This window comes from Streptomyces sudanensis (assembly GCF_023614315.1).
Taxonomy (GTDB): domain Bacteria; phylum Actinomycetota; class Actinomycetes; order Streptomycetales; family Streptomycetaceae; genus Streptomyces; species Streptomyces sudanensis.
Genome location: NZ_CP095474.1, coordinates 1,698,558 through 1,721,212, shown reverse-complemented (window position 1 = coordinate 1,721,212; position 22,655 = coordinate 1,698,558). Strand labels below are relative to the sequence as shown.

Annotated in this window: 19 protein-coding genes and 1 pseudogene; 12 read left to right on the top strand and 8 right to left on the bottom strand. The window is 73.8% G+C overall.

Annotation, left to right across the window (positions count from 1 at the left end; all coding sequences use genetic code 11):
• Nucleotides 1-56: 56 nt before the first annotated feature.
• Complete coding sequence (locus MW084_RS07940) at nt 57-3,674, bottom strand: DNRLRE domain-containing protein (protein ID WP_010475019.1); 3,618 nt, start codon at nt 3,672-3,674, stop codon at nt 57-59.
• 522 nt (nt 3,675-4,196) lie between these two features.
• Entirely contained in the window at nt 4,197-4,637 is a 441-nt protein-coding gene (locus MW084_RS07935) for a DUF6461 domain-containing protein (protein ID WP_010475017.1), read from the bottom strand.
• Between the two features lie 92 nt (nt 4,638-4,729).
• Between MW084_RS07935 and MW084_RS24525 the strand changes: the two are divergent.
• Nucleotides 4,730-5,062, top strand: a pseudogene (locus tag MW084_RS24525) (transposase); the annotation flags it as partial.
• 264 nt (nt 5,063-5,326) lie between these two features.
• Nucleotides 5,327-5,512, top strand: coding sequence for a DUF397 domain-containing protein (locus tag MW084_RS07925; RefSeq protein ID WP_010475014.1), 186 nt, complete (start codon nt 5,327-5,329; stop codon nt 5,510-5,512).
• A gap of 152 nt (nt 5,513-5,664) precedes the next feature.
• Here MW084_RS07925 and MW084_RS07920 read toward each other — a convergent pair whose 3' ends face one another.
• Nucleotides 5,665-6,534, bottom strand: a complete 870-nt coding sequence (locus tag MW084_RS07920) for a PhzF family phenazine biosynthesis protein (protein ID WP_029553838.1) — start codon at nt 6,532-6,534, stop codon at nt 5,665-5,667.
• A gap of 265 nt (nt 6,535-6,799) precedes the next feature.
• Between MW084_RS07920 and MW084_RS07915 the strand changes: the two genes are divergently transcribed.
• The 5 genes from MW084_RS07915 (at nt 6,800) to MW084_RS07895 (ending at nt 12,772) form a co-directional block, all read left to right on the top strand.
• A complete protein-coding gene (locus tag MW084_RS07915) occupies nt 6,800-8,425 on the top strand; it encodes an alkaline phosphatase D family protein (RefSeq protein WP_255130184.1) in 1,626 nt (541 codons plus the stop codon).
• 374 nt (nt 8,426-8,799) lie between these two features.
• On the top strand, nt 8,800-10,036 hold a 1,237-nt coding region (locus MW084_RS07910; protein ID WP_275563529.1), incomplete at its 5' end, for a multidrug effflux MFS transporter.
• Nucleotides 10,033-11,037 (top strand): small ribosomal subunit Rsm22 family protein, encoded by a 1,005-nt coding sequence (locus MW084_RS07905; protein ID WP_010469157.1) that lies wholly within the window; start codon nt 10,033-10,035, stop codon nt 11,035-11,037. The genes MW084_RS07910 and MW084_RS07905, both read left to right, overlap by 4 nt.
• Nucleotides 11,038-11,202: 165 nt before the next feature.
• Entirely contained in the window at nt 11,203-11,823 is a 621-nt protein-coding gene (locus MW084_RS07900; RefSeq protein WP_010469159.1) for a TetR/AcrR family transcriptional regulator, read from the top strand.
• A 199-nt stretch (nt 11,824-12,022) separates the two neighbouring features.
• Entirely contained in the window at nt 12,023-12,772 is a 750-nt protein-coding gene (locus MW084_RS07895; protein ID WP_010469160.1) for a bifunctional DNA primase/polymerase, read from the top strand.
• Nucleotides 12,773-12,930: 158 nt separating this feature from the next.
• Here the strand turns inward: MW084_RS07895 and MW084_RS07890 are convergent, their stop codons facing one another.
• Nucleotides 12,931-13,956 (bottom strand): SCO2278 family lipoprotein, encoded by a 1,026-nt coding sequence (locus MW084_RS07890; RefSeq protein WP_010469162.1) that lies wholly within the window; start codon nt 13,954-13,956, stop codon nt 12,931-12,933.
• A gap of 212 nt (nt 13,957-14,168) precedes the next feature.
• On the opposite strand from MW084_RS07890, the gene MW084_RS07885 reads away from it, so the two are divergent.
• The gene (locus tag MW084_RS07885) at nt 14,169-14,843 is read left to right on the top strand and encodes a PhzF family phenazine biosynthesis protein (RefSeq protein ID WP_010469164.1); all 675 of its coding nucleotides are present in this window, start codon (nt 14,169-14,171) and stop codon (nt 14,841-14,843) included.
• Nucleotides 14,844-14,952: 109 nt separating this feature from the next.
• On the opposite strand, the gene MW084_RS07880 is transcribed toward MW084_RS07885, so the two are convergent.
• Nucleotides 14,953-15,624, bottom strand: coding sequence for a biliverdin-producing heme oxygenase (locus MW084_RS07880; RefSeq protein WP_010469166.1), 672 nt, complete (start codon nt 15,622-15,624; stop codon nt 14,953-14,955).
• A 161-nt stretch (nt 15,625-15,785) separates the two neighbouring features.
• The gene (gene map, locus MW084_RS07875) at nt 15,786-16,643 is read right to left on the bottom strand and encodes a type I methionyl aminopeptidase (RefSeq protein WP_010469168.1); all 858 of its coding nucleotides are present in this window, start codon (nt 16,641-16,643) and stop codon (nt 15,786-15,788) included.
• A gap of 58 nt (nt 16,644-16,701) precedes the next feature.
• Here map and MW084_RS07870 point away from each other — a divergent pair, with 58 nt between their 5' ends.
• Complete coding sequence (locus MW084_RS07870) at nt 16,702-16,926, top strand: hypothetical protein (protein WP_010469170.1); 225 nt, start codon at nt 16,702-16,704, stop codon at nt 16,924-16,926.
• Between the two features lie 300 nt (nt 16,927-17,226).
• On the opposite strand, the gene MW084_RS07865 is transcribed toward MW084_RS07870, so the two are convergent.
• Complete coding sequence (locus MW084_RS07865) at nt 17,227-18,543, bottom strand: MFS transporter (protein ID WP_010469172.1); 1,317 nt, start codon at nt 18,541-18,543, stop codon at nt 17,227-17,229.
• Between the two features lie 200 nt (nt 18,544-18,743).
• Here MW084_RS07865 and npdG point away from each other — a divergent pair, with 200 nt between their 5' ends.
• Complete coding sequence (gene npdG / locus MW084_RS07860) at nt 18,744-19,460, top strand: NADPH-dependent F420 reductase (protein ID WP_010469174.1); 717 nt, start codon at nt 18,744-18,746, stop codon at nt 19,458-19,460.
• 154 nt (nt 19,461-19,614) lie between these two features.
• Nucleotides 19,615-19,785, top strand: coding sequence for a hypothetical protein (locus tag MW084_RS07855; protein WP_010469177.1), 171 nt, complete (start codon nt 19,615-19,617; stop codon nt 19,783-19,785).
• Between the two features lie 57 nt (nt 19,786-19,842).
• Here MW084_RS07855 and panB read toward each other — a convergent pair whose 3' ends face one another.
• Nucleotides 19,843-20,730 (bottom strand): 3-methyl-2-oxobutanoate hydroxymethyltransferase, encoded by an 888-nt coding sequence (panB, locus tag MW084_RS07850; RefSeq protein WP_010469179.1) that lies wholly within the window; start codon nt 20,728-20,730, stop codon nt 19,843-19,845.
• 185 nt (nt 20,731-20,915) lie between these two features.
• Here panB and MW084_RS07845 point away from each other — a divergent pair, with 185 nt between their 5' ends.
• Nucleotides 20,916-22,556 (top strand): MFS transporter, encoded by a 1,641-nt coding sequence (locus MW084_RS07845; protein ID WP_010469182.1) that lies wholly within the window; start codon nt 20,916-20,918, stop codon nt 22,554-22,556.
• Nucleotides 22,557-22,655 lie beyond the last annotated feature (99 nt).

Sequence of the window (22,655 nt, the reverse complement as noted above, 5' to 3'; positions counted from 1 at the left end):
GCCCCCGAACCCGGGGCACGGGCTCGGGGGCTGCCGTCATGCGGAGCGTCCTGGAGTCATGGAGTTTGAACGCACTTGATCACATCGGCGAGCGGGTCGCACTTGTCGAACCCGGCGATGTCCACCCAGTATGTGTCCTTGTCGAGTAGACGGAACGTGGATGCGAACGACCCGAAGCGAGACATCGACTGCGAGTTGACATTGACCGACATTGAGGACCGGCCACAGGTCTCTTGCCAGGTCGGCGCGGCGAACCGCTCGTCGTCGTACAGTCGGAATGTGCCATCGGGGAGCTTGGTCTCGTAGGTTTGCACGCACTCGCGTCCCTGCAGGGCGTCTGACACCGGCTTCGGATTCAGCCCGCCCTCCGTCGTAGGCATGCCCGCCGACTCGTAGGTGGCGTTGAACGAGTATTCGTCACACGACCGGGTGTCGTTGTTCCTGCTGGACAATGCCGGGTGCAGCGCCGTGGCCGGGTGGTACACCATCTTGTTGGCTGCGGCACCGGAGCAGACTCGATAACGGTTCGCGGTCTCACTGCGCCCCTTCTGGTTCGCGCTGGCAGCGTTGCGGAACTTGGTCCGGTCCATTGGGGAACGGCCCGGGAGGTAGTGCAGCGGGGTGAGGGGAGTACGGCCGAAAAACTCCGGAGCCAACTTGTTTTGGACCAACCAGGCGTGCGCCGCAGCGGCGGGGAACTTTTTCGAGTTCATCGCGTAGCCGGGGCTGTAAGCGGCGATCACGCATCCCCCGGTACCGTACACCTTGTCGCAGCGGGCGGGGATCGAGCCCGGAGAAGTGACGTGGTTGTCGGTCACGAACATATTCGGTGTGTCCGTGCTGAAGATGCCTTGAATAAGGTTGGGGACGGCTCGGGACAGATCCTTGTCCTGGAGTCCGGCGGCATTGGTGACGCTGCCGTCCCAGGTGGTCTCTGCGTTGCCCTGCGCGAGATGGGTGTCCGCGCCCGAAGACCAGGTCGGCAACCGATCGGTCTCCCACACGAAGCTGCTGTCGGTTTTCGCGCAACCGCCCTGGATGCAGGAGGCGAAGACGGAGAACGACAGTGCCTTCGGGGACGAGGGCCAATGATCCGTGATCGGGGACAGGAGTGGCGTCATCTGCACCCAGTGCTTGATCGTGTTGCCCTTGGGGTCGAGTTTGAACTGCCACATCAGCTCGTATAGCTGCTCGTAGTCCTTCGTGCCGTTTTTTCCTTCGACGGCCCAGGTGAACAGCAGGCAGGCCTCAGTGCGACGGATGAACGACTTCTGTCCGACGAGGCTCGCGTCACACCATGAACTGTCGAGAATGGGCCCGGTGTAGCCGGCTGCCGTAGCCGACGTCGACGTTTTACGCTGCCGGGCGTGCTGCAGCTCGGTGGTAATCGCCTTCGCCGCGGCAGGGGTGCGTTGCTTGAGCGGGGTCATAGTGATCGTCGCGTCCCCAGCCCTCATGGTCTTCCCCCTCATGGGAAGCAGTGGGGGTATATTCTGGGTGATCGTGCCCGAGCTGGTCTGGGTCTCCCACCCGTTCCAACCGAACGCAGGGTAGGGGTTGTCCCAGTCCGCCGGGTCCGGTGCCGCAGGATCTGGAGTGTTGAGAGTGATGTCGACCTTGCGGGCCCGGCCGGCAGGCGCGGTACCGGCGATGAATCCGTACTCGTTGGCTACGCCGATGTTATCCGCACGATCGACGGCTCGTGTCTCGATGTGGTGGGCACCGTCTACGGTGGGCGTACTGGCGAAGCTGGCCGTAGTTGTGCCGTTCGTGGTTGTGGTGTTGACCGTCTGCCAGGTCCCCCTGCCCACAGCTCCTGCGTCCGGGTCGGGATCCTCGCCGTCGATGCGGTATTGCAACCGGTTCGCGTCGCTCACGGTGGTCGCCGTCCAGGTGCCCTGGGTACCCCCGCTGCCTCCGTAGGAGCCCTCAGGATAGGTGCTGGAGACCACGGGGGAGGGTTCGTTTGGGGCCGTGATGTCGACAACGAACTGAGTCCAGGGTGACCAGTCCAGGTTGTAGTGGGTGCCGTCGTAGGCGTTGGTTCGGAACTTGTACGTCCGGCCGTCCTTGAGTTGTCCGGCGGGGACGGTGACGCTCACCGGCTTGCCTTGGTCACCGTAGGGGGACAGGAGCAGCCCCTCGCCGAGAGGGGTGGTGATGGGGGTGTTGGTAGCGGTGTCGTAGACCTGGAAGGTGCCGTTGACCTGGTCGCCGTTCTGGTCGGTGAAGGTGTCCCGCAGGATCGGGGTGGTCGTGTTGACCGCCCACACGCCGGCGTACGACTTGAACGGGGATCCGGCCTGTCGGTTCGTGCCGTCCGAGGGGCGGTAGTTGTAGGTGACCGTCAGCTTCGGCTGGTTGGCGGTGTTGTTCGCGGAGTTGACCCGCTTCCATTCCAGGGCGTCACCCTCGTTGGAGGCCCGCAGCCCCATGCCGGAGACGCTCCACTTCTGGCCGGCCCAGTATTGGGCGAGGGTGGTGACGTCCGCGGTGATCCACCCGTCCGTGGCGCTGCAATCGGGGTTGCCGCGGGTCGCGGTGGAGGTGGCGTACTTCGTGACCATGGCGGGCTGGTTGGTCCAGCGGCTGGAGGTGGTGGCGTTGTTCGCCGTCCATACCTCCCAGGGCTGAGCAGTGCAGTCGGTGTTGCCGGAGTGGAAGTTCCACAGCGACAGGGTCGCCGAGGAGACGAGGGCGTCCGCGATGGGGGCCGTATTCCAGGTGATGAAGGACCGAGCGGTGCGGTAAGTGCCGTCCGGGTTCTTCGTGCCGGGGTTGCCGAAGTCGAGCTCGGTGTCGGCTGACCAGTCGACCGTCTCGCCCTGCTGCACGTAGGTGTCGAAAAGGTTCCCGAGGGCTGAGGTCGACGGGTCGACCGTCACGGGGTACGTCGTCTTCGGATCGGCGAGGAACTTCGCGTCGGGGGTGAGGACCAAGTCCACGGTGCCGTGGCCCTTGTCGACGACCTTCATCCCCACCCGGGCCCGGTTCTCGTGCTTACCGGACCGCTCGTCGACGGATGCGTCCCACATCACGGGGGCCGGCATCGTCGCCCGCACCTCACCGGTCCTGGCGTCGGCGAAGGAGACCGACCCGTCGTCGTTGGCCTTCGCGGTCAGGCCCTTGGCCCTGACCGGCAGCGTGTAGGAGTAGTCGCCGACACTCGGCCGTTCGGCGATCTCGACGAACTGCTCGAAGCCGGTACGGGTCGCCTCGATGATCACGTCAGCCCCAGGAACCGCATCCGGGTAGCGGGCCGTGGTGCCGTTCAGGACCGGGGCAGGCAGACCGCCTTTCCACTGCAGGGTGACCGTCTCGTCTCCGCCCCCCAGCGTGACCAGGTCCCGTGCGGCCGCGGACCTCGCCGCGGCCAAGGACGACGCCTTCGTCCCACCCCGGCCTGCCAGGCGCAGTCCCTTGGGGTGGCTCTTGGCCGTGACACCGCCGTCGGCAGTGGGGGCGAGGGTGGCGTCGACCTTCTGCCACTTTCCATCACGCCATATTCGTTCCGGACCGGTGGTCAGCTCGGTCGTCAGCGTCCCGTCCGGGTTTGCGACCGTGTAGGCGGTGGAGGTCGTCTCGTCGGTGACGACGACCTTCTTGCCGGTCTTCTTCGCTTCTAGGACCGCCCACGCCTTGGAGCCCTTGGCGTGCTGAGCGGCCCAGGCCATGTCTGAAGCGAGGACCTCCTCTTGCGATGGCTGACGAGTCTGGGGCGCTGCCGCCTGCGGTCTGACAGGTGCCGCAACGGCTGCGCCGCCGGCGATGAACGCGGCCTCGGCGGTCAGCAGCAGAGCTGCCGCGATAGCCGTGCGGGATATTCGTCTGCGTCGTAAGGACCTGGAGAACTGTGTGTCAGGAGACACGAAGTGAGACCTTCCTCAAGGGAGCTCGGACATGCGTGCAGGGCACACAGCCGAAGGATGCTATACGCATCAAATGGAAGGCAGCAGTGCACTTTCAGCCGTCCGGCGGACTCGGCAGTAGCGGGTCCGTCCCCGTCATTCTTTTTGCGGTCCTACAAGAGGGCCGCTGGCCTCCGGGCCCGGCATGGCTGCTGCCCCTGTCGAACGGATGACCTGGGGGGGCGGTGTCACCGGGGGCCTTTGCCTCACCAAGCGCTCTGTCTATGACGAGGGCACGGCCTTCCCGTCCCCTGGAACTCCTGCGCTGAGGGCCGCCGCTTGAGGCTTTCAGCCCGGCAGGGGAAGCAGCCTGCCGCTCCAACGCTCGTCGTCTACGTCGTCCGGCTGCCTCAGCCGGATGCCGAAAGCGTTCTCTACCAGTGCCAGGACGCTGTGCAGGGGCGCTACCTGGCCAGGGATGAGCCCGAGGGGCCTCATGACGTCATCAAGTCTTGCCGGGTCCTGCCCCGCCGGTTCGATCGCCTGGAGGGTGTGGAAGTCGATGATGATCTCGCCGTCTACCGCGTACTTGAACCAGTGCATCGGCTTCTCGTTGTAGTGGAGCACGACGGCCTCAGTCCCCACGGAGACGTGACTCAAAATCCTTTCATCGAGTCCGTGCATGCCGCCCTGTTCCCATGCCCACGTCCACGAGCCATCGATGCCGCTGGTGACGACGGGTTCCTCATCGTCGAGAAGGTCGTCACCCAAGTCGTCCGACAGATCCATGGCGTCGCGAAGCGACCAGAGTCTCCGGATCTACCCCCATGCGGGCAAGCAGCTCCGCAGGCGGCAAATCCCGCACGAAGGTCAGCGTATAGATGGGGAAATCGCCCTCTCGGAACAAGTCCAGTCCACGACCTGTCTCTGCACTCGTCATGCTGCGGATGCTGCCACACACCACCGACAGACTTCCCGGGCTGCCAGCCTTGACAGATCAACTGCATCGGATGTCTCTTTCGACGGTCCTGATCTCGACGCCCGGCATCGGCGTCAGGACCACCGCAGTCCTCCTCGCCACCGTCGGCGACGGCAGCTCGTTCCCCACCGCCGCCCACTTTGCCTCCTGCGCCGGACTTGCCCCCGGCGACCCGCCAGTCCGGCACGTCGATCCACGGCGAACACGCACCCCGGGCGGGAACCGGCAGCGGAAACGGGCAATGTTCCTCTCCGCGTTCGCCGTCCTGCGCGATCCCGCCTCCCGGACCTACTACGACCGCTGCCGAGCCCGCGGCAAGACCCACACCCAAGCCCTCCTCCGCCTCGCCCGCCACCGCATCAGCGTCCTGTTCGCCATGCTCCCGACGGAACCTTCTACGAGCCCAGGAGCCCCCGCCTTGCTTGACGAAAGACATGGAGGCCCCCGGACGCGCAGTGAAGGAATCCCGGGATCTGACGGAGCGACTCCGAGGAGAGCTGTGAACACGACGGAACTTACGTGGTTCAAGTCCAGCCACAGCGGCACCCAGGGTGACAGCTGCATTGAGGTCGCCGTGAGCCAGCGGGCCGTGTGCGTGCGGGATTCCAAGGACGTGTCGCGTCCCCCTCTCGCCGTGGGCCGTGGCGAGTGGGCGCGGTTCGTGGGGTTCGCGGCGGACGTGTGAGCGGTTGACGGGTGGGCGCCGGTGACGGGTGGGCGCCGGGTTTTCCGGCCCGGTGCGCCCGCCCGGGCCCGACCCCGGAGGAGCGCTCCGGTGTGAATGCCCGGGCCCGGCCTGCCCCCCCGGGTCCGGCCTCACCCCCCGAAGTCCGGCCACTACATGCGGGTGCCCGTGCCCGAGACCCGTACGCGGGGGTCGCGGGTGCGCAGTTCGACCGTCAGTTCTGCCGGGCGGCCCAGGTCCTCGCCCTGGTGGAGGGTGAGCACCGCCGCCTCCGGGACCAGGCCCAGGGCGCGGGCGTACGCGCCGAAGGCGGCGGCCGCGGCGCCCGTCGCCGGGTCCTCCACCACCCCGCCCACCGGGAACGGGTCGCGGACGTGGAAGACGGTGTCCGACTCCCGCCACACGAGCTGCACGGTCGTCAGGTCCAGGCGCAGCATCAGGGCCTTCAGCCGGTCGAAGTCGTAGTCCAGGCGGGCCAGCCGCTCCCGCGAGCCCGCCGCGAGCACCAGGTGCCGGGCGCCCGCGAAGGCGATGCGCGGCGGCAGCGCCGGGTCCAGGTCCCCCGCCGGCCAGTCCAGCGCGGCCAGCGCCTCCGCCACGTCTCCGGCGTCGGCCTCCTCGACGTACGGCTCCACGCTGGTCAGCGTCGCGCGCGGCACGCCGTCCCGCTCGGTCACCGACACGGGGACCTCGCCGGCCCGCGTCGCGAACACCAGGTCGCCCGGGCCGATCCGCTCGCCCAGCGCGACGGCCGCCGCGATCGTGGCGTGGCCGCAGAACGGCACCTCGGCGAGAGGGCTGAAGTACCGCACGGCGAACGCCCGGCCGGGCTCGCCGAGGCCCTCCGGCGGGGCGGTGAGGAACACGCTCTCGCTGTGGCCGGCCTCCGCGGCGATCGCCAGCATGTCCGCGTCGCCGAGACCGGAGGCGTCCAGCACCACCCCGGCGGGGTTGCCGCCCTTCGGGTCGGCGGAGAACGCGGTGTAGTGCAGGACCTCGGGGGAGCTTTCGTCGATCGTCATGGTCCGCACAACCCACCGGCCCCGGGTCTTGTTCCCCTACGGAAGCCCCTACGGAAGCCCCTACGGAAGCCCCTACGGAAGCCCCTACCGAAGCCCCTACGGGAACCCCGGTGGAAGCCCCGGCGGAAGCCCCGACGGGGGACGGGGACCCGCCACCGGGTCCGGCGGCGCGGCGTGCGGCGCACGGCGGCTCCGGCACCTGAGGCTCATTCGGCCGCCACATGGATGTCGTGTCACGGACAACCTGGGTCGGTGTACTCCGCCCATGACGTCCGACATCAACGAACTCCGCGCGGCCGCGCGCCACCTCGGCAGACGGGGCTTCCTCACCGGTACGGGCGCGGCCGCCGCGCTCGCCTTCGCCGTCGGCATCCCGACCGCGGGCGCCGCCCAGGCGGCCGAACTCGACGAACGGCGCATCACCGAGGACCCGTTCACCCTCGGCGTGGCCTCGGGCGACCCGCACCCGACGTCCGTCCTGCTGTGGACCCGCCTCGCGCCCCGCCCGTACGAGCCCGGCGGCGGCCTGCCCGCGGCGCGCGTCGCCGTCCACTGGGAGATCGCCCACGACGAGCGGTTCCGCCGCATCGTCCGGCGCGGCCGGGCCACCGCCCACGCCGAGTTCGACCACGCCGTCCACGTCGAGGTGGGCCACCTCGAACCGGGCCGCGTCTACCACTACCGCTTCCGCACCGGCACCTGGATCAGCCCCGCCGGACGCACCCGCACCGCCCCGCACCCGGGCGCCCGCCCGGCCGAGCTGCGCATCGCCGCGGTGTCCTGCCAGGCGTACCACGACGGGTACTACACCGCGTACCGCCACCTCGCCGACGAGGCGGACCTCACCGCCGTCGTCCACCTCGGCGACTACCTGTACGAGTACGCCGTCAACGCCACCGGCGGCGCCCGCGCCTACACCGACCGCCGCCTGCCCGCCCACTTCAACCGGGAGACGATCACGCTGGAGGACTACCGCCTGCGGTACGCCCTCTACAAGACCGACCCGGACCTGCGGGCCGCCCACGCCGCGCACCCGTTCGTCGTCACCTGGGACGACCACGAGACGGAGAACAACTACGCGGGCGAGCTCCCGGAGAACGGCGTGCCGCCCGAGGAGTTCCTGCTGCGCCGCGCCGCCGCGTACCGCGCCTACTGGGAGAACCAGCCGCTGCGCCCGTCCCAGCTGCCCACCGGCCCCGACATGCGGGTGTACCGACGGCTGAGGTTCGGGCGGCTCGCCCAGTTCGACGTGCTCGACACCCGCCAGTACCGCTCCGACCAGGCGTACGGCGACGGCTGGCGCGTCCCGGGGCCGGACTCGCAGGACCCGTCGCGCACCATGCTCGGCGCCGAGCAGGAGCGCTGGCTCCTCGACGGCTGGCGGGCCTCGGACGCGCTGTGGAACGTCCTGCCCCAGCAGGTCGTCGTCGCCCAGCGGCGCAACGTGCCCGGCCCGGACTTCAAGGTCTCCATGGACGCCTGGGACGGCTACCCCGCCGCCCGCGCCCGCCTCCTCGACGGGGCGCAGGCGGCCGGCGTCGACAACCTGGTCGTCCTCACCGGCGACGTCCACGTCGGCTACGCCCTCGACCTGAAGGCCGACTTCGACGACCCCGCGTCCCGGACCATCGGCACCGAGCTCGTCGCCACCTCCGTCACCAGCGGCAAGGACGGCGCGGACCGGCCCGCCAACTGGAACGACCTGACCTCCGCCAACCCGCACATGAAGTACTACAACGGGCGGCGGGGCTACCTCCGCGTCACCTTCGACGAGCGGCAGGCCCGCGCCGACTACCGGACGGTGGCCGCGGTCACCACGCCCGGGGCGCCCATCGCCACCGCCGCCTCGTTCGTCACGCAGGCGGGCGCACCGGGGCTGCACCCCGCGTGACGGCCGCCCGCCCCGGGGCGGGCAGGGCGCTTTCGCTGTGCGCGTCTTTGCTGTGCCCGTCCCCGCCCCGGGGTGCGATGGCCTCCGCCCCGGGGCGCCACGGCCTCCGCCCGGGGCGGGCGGGACGTCTCCGCCCCGGGGGTCCCCGAACCGCCCACCCCACCGCCCCGCGGCGGCGGCGGTGGGGTGGGCGGTCCGCCCTCCCCGTTCGGTTGATGCTTAAATCATTTCGGCCGGGCCGAGAGCGCGGGAGCCCCCCCAGGACAGGAGACGAGACGAGATGCCGGAGAGCGGCCCGGGCGCCCGGGGACGAACCCCCCGCGGACCGATACCGATCCCCCGAGCCGGGACCGGGGGCACCCCGCCNNGCCCCNGGTCCCGCGCCCCGCGATCGGCCTCCTGGTCACCCTCGTCCTCGGCGGGCTCACCGCGCTGCCGCCGCTCTCCATGGACCTGTACCTCCCGGCCCTGCCGCAGGTCACCGGGGCCTTGAACGCCCCGGCCGCCACCGTCCAGCTCACCCTCACCGCCTGCCTCGCCGGCATGGCGCTCGGCCAGCTCGCCGTCGGGCCGATGAGCGACCGGTGGGGCCGCCGGCGCCCCCTCCTCGCCGGCATGGCCGTGTACGTCCTGGCGACCGCCGCCTGCGCGTTCGCGCCGAACGTCGCGCTGCTCGTCGTATTCCGGCTGCTCCAGGGCCTCGCGGGCGCGGCGGGCATCGTCATCGCCCGCGCCGTCGTCCGGGACCTGTACGACGGGGTGGAGATGGCCCGGTTCTTCTCCACCCTCATGCTGGTCTCCGGCGTCGCCCCCGTCGTCGCGCCGCTCGTCGGCGGGCAGATCCTGCGGGTCACGGACTGGCGGGGCGTCTTCCACGTGCTCGCCGCGATCGGCGCGCTGCTCACGCTCGTCGTGTGGAGGTGGCTCCACGAGACGCTGCCGCCCGCCCGGCGGCACGGCGGCGGCGTCGGGTCCGCGCTGCGCACCATGCGCGGGCTGCTCGCCGACCGGGTCTTCGCCGGGTACATGCTCTGCGGCGGCTTCGCCTTCGCCGCCCTGTTCGCCTACATCAGCGCCTCCCCGTTCGTCGTGCAGGAGATCTACGGGGCGTCCCCGCAGACCTTCGGGCTCCTGTTCGGGCTCAACGCGGTCGGCCTCGTCGCCGTCGGCCAGATCAACGGCAAGCTGCTCGTCGGCCGCGTCAGCCTCGACAAGGCCCTCGCCACCGGGCTCGCCGCGGCCGGCCTCGCCGCCGTCGCGCTGCTGGTGGCGACCGGCGGCGTCCTCGGCGAGGCCGGCCTCGTCCCGGTCTCCGCCGGGCTGTTCGTCCTGATGTCCGCGATGGGCCTCACCCTGCCGAACACCAACGCCCAGGCGCTGATGCGCACCCCGCACGCCGCGGGCTCCGCGTCCGCGCTGCTGGGCGCCTCCTCGTTCCTCGTCGGCGCGGTCGCCTCCCCGCTCGTCGGCGTCGCCGGGGAGCACACCGCCGTGCCGATGGCCGTCGTCCAGCTCGTGTGCGTGCTCGCCGCGACCGGCTGCTTCCTCGGGCTGTGCCGCCCCTGGCAGCGGACCGCCGCCCCCGCCGACCCGCCTACGATGGGCCGGTGAACGCCACCGCCCCGACCCCGGACGCCCTGCGCGCCGCCCTCGCCGGGCTGCTCGACGGGCTGCCGCCCACCAAGGCGGCCCAGGCCGTCGACCGGCTCATCGCCAGCTACCGCGGCACCACCCCCACCGGCGCGCCCGTGCTGCGGGACCGCGCGGACGTCGCCGCGTACGCCGCGTACCGGATGCCCGCCACCTTCGAGGCGGTGCGGTCCGCGCTGGCCGCGCTGCGCGACGCCGCGCCCGCGTGGCGGCCCGCCACCCACACCGACGTCGGCGGCGGCACCGGGGCGGCGAGCTGGGCGGTCGCCGAGGCGTGGGGCGGGGACGGCGGCGAAGCGCCCCGCACCACCGTCCTCGACTGGGCCGAACCGGCCCTCGCCCTCGGCCGGGAGCTGGCCGCCGCGTCCGGGGCGCCGGGCCTGCGCGCGGCCGAGTGGCGCCGGGCCCGCATCGGCGGGGACCTGCGGCTCGACCCGGTGGACCTGGTCACCGTCTCGTACGTGCTGAAGGAGCTGACTGGGGCCGACCGGGACGCGCTCGTCGACGAGGCCGCCCGCGCCGCCGGGGCCGTACTGGTCGTCGAGCCGGGCACCCCCGACGGGTACGAGCGGATCATCGCCGCCCGCGACCGGCTGGTCGGGGCGGGCCTGCGGATCGCCGCGCCCTGCCCGCACAGCGCCGCGTGCCCGATCGCGCCGGGCACCGACTGGTGCCACTTCTCGGCGCGGGTCAGCCGCTCGTCGCTGCACCGGCAGGTCAAGGGCGGCTCCCTCGCCTACGAGGACGAGAAGTTCGCGTACGTCGCGGCGGTCCGCTTCCCGGCGGAGCCGGCCGCCGCCCGGGTCACGCGCAGGCCGCAGATCCGCAAGGGGCAGGTCCTGCTCGACCTGTGCACCGCACAGGACGGCCTGCGCCGCGACACGGTCACCAAGCGGCACGGCGCCCTCTACCGGGAGGCCCGCGACGCCGACTGGGGCGACACCTGGCCGCCCGCCCCCTGAGACCGGCCCCCTGAGCNAGNNGNGTATATTATAAGAGACNCCCTGAGACCGGCCCCCGCCCGCCGCCGCCCGCACGGCGACCCGGGCGCGGCGGGTCCCCGGCCCTCCGCCGGGGCCGTTCGGGACGAGACGTACCGGTTCGCGCCCCTTGGTAGATTGGCCGCCATGCCCGAACCCGAGCCGGCGGCCCCGCGCGCCCCCGACACCTCGCGCCGCAGCGAGCGCTCCCGCCGCGCCATCCTCGACGCCGCCCTCGCCCTCGTCGGCGAGGCGGGCTACGCGCGGACCACGATCGAGGGCATCGCCGCCCGGGCCGGCGTCGGCAAGCAGACCATCTACCGCTGGTGGCCGTCGAAGGCCGCCGTCCTCCTCGACGCCTTCCTCGACCTGACCGGCGGCACCGGCGGGGAGGAGCCCGGCGGGCTCCCCGACACCGGTGACCTCGCCGCCGACCTGAAGACCGTGCTGCGCGCCACCGTCGACGAGCTCAACGACCCCCGCTTCGAGGCCCCCACCCGGGCCCTCACCGCCGAGGGCGTCGTCGACCCGCAGCTCTGCGCCCGGTTCGTCGAGCGGCTCCTGGAGCCCCGGCTCCGGCTGTACGCGCAGCGGCTCACCGCCGCGCGCGAGGCCGGCCAGATGCGCCCGGACGTCGACCCCCGCGTCGCCCTGGAGCTGTTCGTCGGCCCGCTCACCCACCGCTGGCTGCTGCGCACCCGCCCGCTGACCCACGCCTACGCCGACGAACTCGTCGAGTACGCCCTCCGCGGCATCGCCCCCCGCTGACCCCGGCGCGTGGGCCGCCTCACGGGGAACGGCGGCCGAACACCGGGCATACCCGAACGAAATCCGGCAACCCGGCCCGCGTGCCGCCCCTCCGGAGGGCGGCGGCCGTCCCCGGTCCGGCGGTCCCGGCCACCCGCGGCGGCGGATGGTGGGACGATGGCGGGGACCACAGGGGCTCGTAGCAGGTGTGAGGGGATAGATGGGCGACGGTATCGGCCGCTACCGCGGCACGGAGAGCAAACTCGCGCAGTGGCTGCGCCGCCGCCCGGGGAAGCCCGCCCCCGACACCCCGAGCCGGGAGGACCTCCTCCTGGCCGCCGCCGCCGCGGGACTGCCGCTCGCCCCCGCCGCGCACCCGGTCGGCTACCGCTGCTCCTGCGACCGCGTCGGCTGTCCCACGCCCGCCCGCCATCCCGTCTCCTTCGCCTGGCAGACGCAGTGCGCCACCGATCCGGTACAGGTCGAGCGGTGGGCGCGCAGCCAGCCGCAGGCCAACTTCATCACCGCGACCGGCATGGTCCACGACGTCCTGGACGTACCGCTGGAGGCCGGTCGCGCCGCGTTGGAGCGCCTGCTCGCCGAGGGCGTCGAGGTGGGCCCGGTCGCGGAGGCCGAGGACGCGCTGGGCGGGGGCCGCGCGCTGTTCTTCACGGCCACGCGCGGCACACCCGAGGACGAGGACGAGTGGTGGCCGTGCGAACTCGACTGCCACCCCGAGACGATGGACGAGCACCCGGGCCTGCGCTGGCACTGCCGGGGCAGCTACGTCCTCGTGCCGCCGGCGCGGCTGCCCGGGGACGGCGCGGTGCGGTGGGTGCGGGGCCCCGAGCACCCGCTGCCGGACCCGCTGACCCTGCTGGAGGCGCTGACCGACGCCTGCGCCCGCCACGCCGAGCAGTACGACGACGAGCACGGCCCCCACGCGGTGGCATGGCCGCTGAGCCGCTGAGCCGCTGAGCCGCTGAGCCGCTGGGCCGCTGGGCCGCTGAGCCCTCGGGGTGCCGGAGCGCCGAGCCGCTGAGCCGCCGCCGAACCTCCGGGGTGCCGGGGTGCCGGGGCATCGAGCCGCTGAGCCGCCGCTGAGCCGCCGCCCGGCCGCCGCCGGGGTCAGGAGCCCTTGACGCTCGTCACGCCCTGGAACCGGCTCAGCACCGCCACCCGGCCCTCGCCGGCCGGGCCCGGCCCGACCAGGGCGGTCAGGCTCGTCACCCACTCCTTGGTGATCGTGTTGCGCACCTCGCCGGTGAGCAGCGGCTTCTCCTGCGGCGCCACCGTGGGCCGGTAGCCGCGGGCGGTGGTGGCGCGCTCGTGGATCCGGTTCGAGAAGAACACCAGCGCCCCGCCGTCCTCGGTGACCAGGCCCACCGGCGCGAACACGCCCGTGTCCAGGGCCTGGTCGGCGAACTGCAGCGCGAGGCCGGGCCGGCGGGAGATCTCCGCGCGCTTCTCCCGCAGCCGCGAGGTGTGCGGGCCGTCCGCGAACACCTTCGGCCTGCCCGACCCCATGTACGCGGCGTAGTCCCGGCTCAGGTCGCGGGGCGCCGCCGCCAGCGTCGCGCCGTCCGCGGGTGCGGGCTCCGCCCAGCCGTCCGCGTCGGTGCGGAACGCGGGTACCTGGTCGGGGGCGAGGACCGCGAGGTGCGCCGCCTCCCACAGCGCGCCGGCCCTCTCGCGGACGAACAGCAGCAGCCAGCGGGTGTCGCCCTCGCCGCCCTCGGTGTCCGTGTTCGAGTCGACGTCGGCGACGAACCAGCGCGGCCAGCCGGCCTTCCTGGGGATGAGGAACTCCGCGTCGTCCAGTTCCAGCGGGCGGTGCCGGGGGTTGCCGCCCGGGTCCGTCACCGAACGGGCCTTCAGCCCGGCCTGGTTGATGGCGCCCAGCGAGCCGGTCACCCGGTGCGCGTCGAGGACCGGGTCGTACGCCTTGTCGGCGGCGTTGTACGCCTCGGTGAAGTCCTCCAGCGCCTGCCGGGCCTCGTCGCGGGTCGCCGTCGGCACCACCGCCAGCTCGCCGCGCACCGTCACGCAGCCGCCCGCCGCCAGCGTCAGCGCCACCACCGCCGCGACCGCCGCCACCGGACGCCGGCCCCCGCGGGCCGACACCCGGCCCAGCCCCTTCACCAGCCCTCGCATCGGTTCTCTTCTGCTCCTCGACCCCGACCGGCACCGACCGACCGAACCCTACCGGGGACGGGGCGGGCACGAGCGCCGCCGGCACCGGCGGCGGGACCCGGCACCGCGGAGGCCGGACGCCCGTACAGAACCGGCCGGCTCCCGTACAGAACCGGCCGGCTTCCGTACGCGACCGGCCCGTACGGGTCCCGGCGCCGTGCTTGAATGCCCCGGTGAACCGCGTGAGCACTGCGTACGACGTCCTGGCCGTCTTCTGCGGGCCCGACGGCCGGCACGGCAACCGGCTCGGCGTCGTGCGCGAGGGGCGGGCCTGCCCCGACCGGGCGTCCCGGCAGGCGCTCGCCCGGGAACTCGGCTACAGCGAGACGGTGTTCGTGGACGACCCCGAGCGCGGCGCCCTCGACATCTACACGCCCGGCGTGCGGCTGCCCTTCGCCGGGCACCCCGTCGTCGGCGCCGCCTGGCTGCTCGACCTGGAGGTGCTGGCCCTGGGGGTCGGCGAGGTGTGGGCGCGCCGGGACGGCGAGTTCACCTGGATCGGGGCGCGCGCCGCGTGGGCGCCGCCGCGCACCCTGCGCCGGTACGGCTCGGCCGCCGAGGTGGAGGCGCTGGACGTGCCGCCGCCCGGCGAGTGGGTGTACGCCTGGGCGTGGGAGGACGAGGCGGCCGGACGGGTGCGCGCCCGGGCGTTCCCGGGGCGCGGCGACGGGATCGACGAGGACGAGGCGACGGGCGCGGCGGCGCTGCTGCTGACCGCGGAACTGGGCCGGGCGCTGAACGTCACGCAGGGCCGCGGCTCGCAGATCATGACGGCCCCCGGCCCGGACGGCGTGATCGAACTGGGCGGCCGGGTCCGCAGCCTGGGCCACGGCCCGCTCGGCACCTGAACCGCCCCGCGCCCTCCCGCGTTCCGCACCCCTCCGCTTCCTCCCGCGTTCCTCCCGCGTCCCCCCCGCTTCCTTCCGCGTTCCGCGCNCCGGGCGCCGCCCGGCGGGCTCACGCGCGGGGCCGGTACTCCTCGCCCAGCTCGCGGAAGACGGCCGTGTTGAACGCGAAGGCGCGCCGGCACTCCTCGACGATCCGCTCCCGCTCCGGGCCGTCGGCGTTCACCGAGTCCAGCAGGGCGCGGTACTCCCGTTTGAACGCCGCCGGGTTGGCGATGGCGTCGAAGACGTAGAAGCGGACGCCGTCGCCCTTGTGCGCGAAGCCCCACAGGCTCTCGGCCCGGTCGCGGACGACCTGGCCGCCGGAGAGGTCGCCCAGGTAGCGCGTGTAGTGGTGGGCCACGTACCCCGCCGGCCAGGTGCGGGCGCACTCCTCGACGCGGGCGGCGTAGGCGGCGGTCGCCGGCAGCGCCGAGACGCCCTCCCGCCAGCCGGGGCCCCGCAGGTGGGCGAGGTCGCGCTCCAGCTCCGGCACGCGCAGCAGCTCGGGCCGTAGGAAGGGGCCGGCGACCGGGTCGTCCGCCAGTCCGTCCGCGCCGTCCTCCAGCGCCCGGTACACGAACCACAACTGCTCGGTGTAGCGGGCGAACGCCTCCACGCCCAGCCGGCCGCCGAGCAGGTCGCCCACGAAGGCCGAGGTCTCGGCTTCCGTGTGCGCCGCGTGGGACGCGGTGCGGATGAGCGTCGAGAAGGGGGTGGCGAGGGTGGTGGCGTTGGCGTCCAAGGCGGGCCTCCGGGGACCGGGGAGCGGGAGTCGCGGGACGGGGAGCGGACGGGGCGCCGCGCGTGCGCACCGGGTGCCACCGCGCCCGCCCCCTGCCCGGGCTCGCCCGGGCCGACCGCTCTCCGGCGACCTTGTCGGTGAGGGGCTACCCCTCGGCGGGGTCAGGGCAACGTGAGGATTTCGGCCCCCGTGTCCGTCACCGCGAGGGTGTGCTCGAACTGCGCGGTCCGCTTGCGGTCCTTCGTCACGACGGTCCAGCCGTCCTCCCACATGTCGTACTCGTGGGTGCCGAGCGTCAGCATCGGCTCGATCGTGAAGGTCATGCCCGGCCGCATCACGGTCGTGGCGTGCGGCGAGTCGTAGTGCGGGACGACCAGTCCGGAGTGGAAGGACGAGTTGATCCCGTGCCCGGTGAAGTCCCGCACGACGCCGTAGCCGAAGCGCTTGGCGTACGACTCGATGACGCGCCCGATCACGTTGATCTGCCGGCCGGGCCTGACGGCCTTGATCGCCCGGTTGAGCGCCTCCCGGGTCCGCTCCACCAGCAGCCGGGACTCCTCGTCGACGTCGCCGCACAGGTAGGTGGCGTTGTTGTCGCCGTGGACGCCGTGGATGTACGCCGTGACGTCCAGGTTCACGATGTCGCCGTCCTTCAGGACGGTCGAGTCGGGGATGCCGTGGCAGATGACCTCGTTGACCGACGCGCACAGCGACTTGGGGAAGCCCCGGTAGCCGAGCGTCGAGGGGTAGGCGCCGTGGTCGCACATGTACTCGTGGGCCACGCGGTCCAGCTCGTCGGTGGTGACGCCGGGCGCGATGTGCTTGGCGGCCTCCTCCATCGCCCGCGCGGCGATGCGGCCCGCGACGCGCATCCGCTCGATCGTGTCGGAGTCCTGGACCTCGGGGCCGTCGTACGGCTTCGGCGCGGGTTTGCCGACGTACTCGGGGCGCCGGATGGATCCGGGGACGGAACGGGTGGGGGACAGCTCCCCGGGGACGAGCAGCGACTGGCCAGACATGCGGCGAGTCTAACCAGCGCGGGCGGGGGCACCATGGCGGCAGAGGAAGGAGCCGGAGATGGCCCTGTTCAGGAAGCGCACGGCGGGCAGGCCGGGCGAGTGGTTCTACTGCCTGCAGCACCGGAAGGTCGAGGAGGGGCCCGAGTGCCCCGCGAAGGACCGCTTCGGTCCGTACGGGTCCCGCCAGGAGGCGGCCCACGCCATGGAGACGGCGCGCGAGCGCAACACCGAGTGGGAGACGGACCCCCGCTGGCACGACGCTCCGGAGGAACCGGAGCGGTGAGCCCGCCGGTCCGCCGCGGCGCCCGCGGTGGACCGGCGCGGGTGCCCCGGCGCGGGTGCCGCCCCGCGCGGTTCGCCCCCGCGGGTCCCGGTCTGCGGGGGCCGTCCCACGGTTCCCCGTCCCGCGGGTCCTGCTGCACGGGCTTGCGGGCCCGCGGGTCTGCGGGGCCTGGTTCCAAGGGTTCCGCCCTACGGGGTTCCCCCTGCGGGTTCCGCCTTACGGGGTTTGCCTTACGGGGTTCCCCCTGCGGGTTCCGCCTTACGGGGTTCGCCTTACGGGGTTCCCCCTGCGGGTTCCGCCCTACGGGGTCCCGGCCTCCGGTTCGGCCGCGGCCTCCGGTTCGGCCCCGGCCCGTTCCCGTGCCTCCCGCCTGCGCCGGGCGTCGGGATCGGTCGCGGCGTCGTACGACACGAGCCGCGGCAGGGCCGCCGCCAGCAGGCCCACCGCCGCGACGCACGCCAGCCCGCCGCCCCACACCGCCCCGCGCGTGCCCGTCCAGCCGGCCATGGCCCCCGCCCTGACCTGCCCGAGCTGCGGCCCCACGCTGTACGACAGCACCTCGATCCCCGCCAGCCGCCCCCGCAGCCCCTCGGGGACCGTCTGGTTCCAGATCGTCGACCGGCCCAGGCCGCTGACCATGTCGCCCGCTCCCGCGACCGCCAGGCACAGCAGCACCGCCCACACCCCGTCGAACCACCCCGCACCCGCCACGGCCAGCCCCCACCCGGCGGCGCCGAACACCACCATCAGCCCGTGCCGCCGCACCCGCGACGCCCAGCCGCTCGTCAGGCTCACCACCACCGACCCCACCGACCCCGCCGCGTACATCAGTCCCAGGGACCACTCCGCGCCCAGCTCGTCCGCCAGGAACGGGAACAGCGTCGGCGGGTAGGCCAGCAGCATCGCCGCGAGGTCGATCGCGTACGTGCCGAGCAGCACCGGCCGCGACCAGGCGTACCGGGCGCCCTCCGCGATGCCCCGCAGCGACGGCCTGCCGGTGCCGCCCGCGGGCGGGGCGGGGGAGAGGCGCAGGCACAGCAGCAGCGATCCGGCGAAGCAGCACACGGTCGTCGCGTACGCCGCGCCGGGACCCGCGTACGCCACCACCAGCCCGGCCAGGGCGGGCCCGGCGACGGCGCCCAGCTGCCAGCGCAGCGCGTTCAGCGCCGCCGCCGCGGGCAGCTGGTCGTGCGGCACGACCCGGGCCGTCAGCGCCTCCAGCGCGGGCCGCTGGAGGCCGGCCATCGCGGAGACGCCGGCCGCGACCACGTACAGCGGCCACAGCATCGGCCCGGGCAGCAGCGCGTTCACCAGCAGCACGGCGGCGAGCAGCGCGAGCCCGGCCTCCGTGGCGAGGATCACCCGCCGCCGGTCGGCCGCGTCGGCGAGCGCGCCCCCGTACAGGCCGAACACCACCAGCGGCACCAGCTCGACCGCGCCCATGGCGCCGACCGCGAGCGGCGAACCGGTCAGCTCCTTGATCTGCAGCGGCAGCGCGACCATGGCGGTGAAACCGCCGAAGTGGGCGACCAGGCCCTGCACCCACAGCAGGCGGAAGTCGCGGGAGGACCGCCAGGGGGACAGGTCGGGCAGGACGGCGGACGGCTTCGGGATCACGGGGCGCCATGGTGCGCGCCGGCCGCGGCTTCGGGCAACGGGATTTCCCCGGCGGGGGCGGTGGCACCGGGCGGCCGACGGGCCGGGGNGGTCGCGCCGNCCCGGCCCCTGATACAGCCACCGGGCNCCNCGNNCCGCCCGCCCCGGTCCGCCCGCGGCTTCCTCACCCGTACGGGGCGGCGGCACGTAGGGTCGGGGCCATGAGTGAGACGGAGACCAAGAAGGCCGCCCGGGACCCCTGGGACCTGCCCGACGTGTCGGGCCTCGTCGTCGGCGTCCTCGGCGGCACCGGGGAGCAGGGGCGCGGCCTCGCCTACCGGCTGGCCCGCGCCGGCCAGAAGGTGATCATCGGTTCGCGCGCCGCCGAACGGGCCCGCGCGGCCGCCGCCGGACTGGGCCCCGGGGTGGAGGGGGCCGACAACGCCGAGTGCGCCCGCCGCAGCGACGTCGTGATCGTCGCCGTGCCGTGGGAGGGCCACGCCGCGACGCTCACCGCGCTGCGCGAGGAGCTGCGCGGCAAACTCGTCGTGGACTGCGTGAACCCGCTCGGCTTCGACCGGCAGGGCGCGTACGCGCTCAGGCCCGAGGAGGGCAGCGCCGCCCAGCAGGCCGCCGCGCTGCTCCCCGAGTCGCGGGTGACGGCCGCCTTCCACCACCTGTCGGCGGTGCTGCTCCAGGACGAGACGGTCGAGGAGATCGACACGGACGTGATGGTCCTCGGCGACAGCCGCGCCGACACCGACCTGGTGCAGGCCCTCGCCGCCCGCATCCCCGGCCTGCGCGGCGTCTTCGCGGGCCGGCTGCGGGGCGCCCACCAAGTCGAGTCCCTCGTCGCCAACCTGATCTCCGTCAACCGCCGCTACAAGGCCCACGCCGGCCTGCGCCTCACCGACGTCCGGGAGGCGCCGGGCCGCTGAGTCGCCCGGCGGGCGCGGTCCGGGCGGGCCGGGCGGTACGGGACCGGCGGCGGTACGGGGCCGACGGCGGCACGGGCCGGGCGGTACGGGCGGGCCGGGCGGCATGGGGGACACTGGACGGGCACGCCCCCCGCACCCGACAGGAGCCGACCCCATGCCCCGCCTCGCCCTGTACGCGCTCGCCGTCTGCCTCCTCGCCACCGCCGCGGCCGTGGTCTCCTTCGTCCAGGGCAGCTGGCTCGGCATCGTGTGGGTGCTGCTCGCCGGCGTCTCCTCCAACATGTGCTGGTACTACCGGAGCCGCGCCCGCCGCAGCGCCCCCTGACGGACGACGGCCCGCCGGCGGGGGGCCGGGGGGCCGTCGTCCGTGCCGCGGGGGCGGCTAGTGGAAGGTGTGCTCCTCGGCGGGGAACGCCCCGCCGGCGACGTCCCGCGCGAACGCCTGCGCCGCGTCGCCGAGGGTGCGGCGCAGGTCGGCGTACTGCCGGGTGAAGCGCGGCACCCTGCCGCCGGTCAGCCCGGCCATGTCCGTCCACACCAGGACCTGCGCGTCCGTGTCCGGGCCCGCGCCGATGCCGATGGTCGGGATGTGCAGGGAGCGGGTGACCTCGGCGGCCAGCTCGGCCGGGACGAGCTCCAGGACCACCGCGAAGGCGCCCGCGTCCTGCGCCGCCTTGGCGTCCCGCAGCAGCCGGTGGGCGTCCTCGTCGGTGCGGCCCTGCACCCGGTAGCCCATCGTGTTCACGGACTGCGGGGTCAGGCCCAGGTGCGACATCACCGGGATGCCGGCCTGGACCAGCATCCGCGTCTGGGGCAGCGAGCGCTCGCCGCCCTCCAGCTTGACCGCGCCGACACCGGCCTCCTTCACCAGCCGCGTCGCCGACCGCAGGGCCTGCACGGGGCCCTCCTGGTACGAGCCGAACGGCAGGTCGCCGACGACGAGGGCGCGCCGGGTGCCCCGGACGACGGCGGCGGACAGCAGGGCCATCTCGTCCAGGGTGACGGGGACGGTGGTCTCGTAGCCGAGGTGGCAGTTGCCCATGGAGTCGCCCACGAGGAGGACCGGGATGCCGGCCTCGTCGAAGACGGACGCCGTCATCGCGTCGTACGCGGTCAGCATGGGCCACTTCTCGCCGCGCTCCTTGGCGGCGGCGACGTCGTGGACGGTGAGGCGGCGGGTGCCCTTCCCCCCGTACAACGCCTTGGGGTGCGCGGTGCGCTGCTCCCCGCCGCTGTCGCCGGGCTGTTTCCGGGCAGGCTGAAGCGTCATGTGAAACGGCTCCTTCGTCATCTCGAGGCGCCCTGACGGCGTCCCCGGACCACGTCCATGGTGGCACCCGGCGCCGGACGGGGGGAAGTGGGAGGCCACCCGGGNNCGGCCGGGNGNCCNCCNNGGGGCCACCCGGGGGAGCGACCCGGGCGGCACCCTCCCGTGATCCGACCTACGGTGACCCCATGGACCGGTCCCCGCCCCCGCCGCACGTCCCGCGCGCCGCCCGCGACGGCCTCCCGGAGCAGGTGCCGGAGGTCCCGCCGGAGGTGCACCGGCGCCGCTGGGCGATCCTCGCGGTGCTGATGCTGAGCCTGCTGTTCGTGGTGCTGGACAACTCGGTCCTCAACGTGGCGGTGAAGACCGTCGCGAGCCCGCCGCCCGTCGGCATCGGCGCCACCCAGGCCCAGCTGGAGTGGGCGATCAACGCCTACGCCCTGGTCTTCGCGGCGCTGCTGTTCACGGCGGGGCTCCTCGGCGACCGGATCGGCCGCCGCAGGACGCTGCTGTTCGGCACGGCGGTCTTCGGCGCCGCCTCGGCGCTGGCCGCCTTCGCGGACTCGCCGGTCGAACTGGTCGCCTACCGGGCGGTGATGGGGTTCGGGGCGGCGTTCGTGATGCCCGCGACGCTCGCCGTCCTGATGAACGTCTTCGAGCGCGACGAGCAGCCGCGGGCCATCGGCGTGTGGGTCGGCGCGGTCGGCGTGGCCATCGCGGTCGGCCCGGTCCTGGGCGGGCTGCTGCTGGAGCACTTCTGGTGGGGGTCGATCTTCCTGGTGAACGTGCCGGTGGTGGCGGTGTCGCTGGCCGCGGTGGCGCTGCTGGTGCCGGAGTCCCGCGACCCCGAGCCGGGGCGGATCGACCCGGGCGGAGTGGTGCTGTCGATCGTCGGCCTGGGGCTGCTGGTGTTCGGCGTCATCCGGGGCGGCGAGCTGGCCGACCCGACCGACCCGGCCGTACTGCTGCCCGTGGCGGGCGGGGTGCTGGTGCTCGCCGCGTTCGTCGTCCACGAGCGGCGCACCCCGAACCCGGCGCTCGACATGGCGTACTTCCGCAAGCCCGTCTTCTCGGCGGCGGTGGGCGGGATCGCGCTGGTCTTCTTCGCCCTGATGGGCGTCACCTTCGTCTCCGTCTTCTACCTCCAGTCCGTGCGCGGCTTCAGCCCGCTCCAGGCCGGGCTGCTGCTCCTGCCGCTGGCGGTGACCCAGCTGCTGTTCGCGCCGCGCTCCCGGCTGGTGGTGCGGCGGTTCGGGGCCCGCGCGGTGTGCGCGGCGGGGCTGCTGGTGGTGGCCGCCTGCCTGGCCGCGTTCGCCTGGTTCGACACGGGCACCCCGGTGTGGGCGGTGGAGCTGGTGCTGTTCGCCCAGGGCGCGGGCATGGCCCACGTCATGCCGCCGGTGACGGTCGCCGTGATGCAGGCCCTGCCGCGCGGGAAGGCCGGCGCCGGGTCGGCCGTGAACAACACGTTCCGGCAGATCGGCGGGGCGCTCGGCGTGGCCGTGCTCGGCTCGCTGCTGTCGGCCGTCTACCGGGGCCGCATCGAGGGGCACCTGGACGCCGTACCGGCGGAGGCGCGGGCGGCGGCGGGCGAGTCCGTCGAGGCCACCCTCGCCGCGGCGCGGCGCCTGGGCCCGGCGGGGGAGGCGCTGGTCGCCCCCGCGCACGAGGCGTTCCTCGCGGCGATGCACGTGACGGCGGTGTGCGCGGCCGTCGTGGCCGCGCTGGGGGCGGCGGTGGTCGCCGCGTTCCTGCCGGGCCGCCGCCCCGCGCCGGGGGACCGCGAGCGGACGGCGGGGGGCGGCGCGCGGGAGTCGGTCCCCCGGTAGCCGGTACGCACCCGGCGGGCGGAGCCGGCCCGGCGACGCCCCCCCGCCCCGGCCGCGGGCCCCGNGCCGTCCGCGCCCCGAACCTTCGGCCCCCCGCCC